Annotated in this window: 1 protein-coding gene; it reads left to right on the forward strand. The window is 42.3% G+C overall.

Annotated elements, in window-relative coordinates; genetic code table 11:
• The coding region (locus A3766_RS05565; RefSeq protein ID WP_068641875.1) for an ornithine carbamoyltransferase at positions 1-613 on the forward strand (613 nt) is incomplete at its 5' end.
• Positions 614-758 lie beyond the last annotated feature (145 nt).

The following is a 758-nucleotide window of genomic DNA, read 5'->3' on the forward strand; positions in this document are numbered from 1 at the left end:
TGCAATTACTATTCGAACCTTCGAACATGAGAAACTGGCATTATTTGCACGACACTCCTCGGTGCCAGTCATTAACGCCCTTACAGATGACTTCCACCCCTGCCAATTACTTGCCGATATGCAAACCTATCACGAACATAGAGGCTCAATCGAAGGCAAAAAAGTCGTATGGGTCGGTGATGGTAATAATATGTGCCATTCTTTCATTAACGCTGCAGCACTACTTAACTTCGAGTTGGTCATCTCATCACCCGTCGGCTACGACCCAAATAACGAGTTGCTCAAAAAGAATCAAAAACATGCTCATATTGTACGAAACCCAATTGCCGCCGTCAAAAATGCCGACTTAGTTGTAACTGATGTCTGGGCATCAATGGGGCAAGAAGAAGAGCAAAAAGAGCGCATCAACAAGTTTAAAGACTATCAAGTTAGCCCGGAACTAATGAGCGTAGCGAACTCTGATGCCCTATTCATGCATTGCCTGCCTNCACATCGTGGAGAAGAAATTAGTCACGACATGCTGGATCACCCCAGCTCAGTCGTTTGGGATGAAGCAGAAAATAGATTACATTCTCAAAAGGCACTTCTTGAGTTTTTATTGTGTAATGCTTAAGTAAACATAAGAAAGGATTTAGTAGCACGTGTCTTCACCAACAAAGATGAGCAATATACTCGAAGTTAACGATGTACAGTGCAACTATGAAAACCTAATCGTCATTAAAGACCTTTCTTTTAAGCTGGTCAGAGGTGATATAGCT

This window comes from Oleiphilus sp. HI0132, from assembly GCF_001635845.1.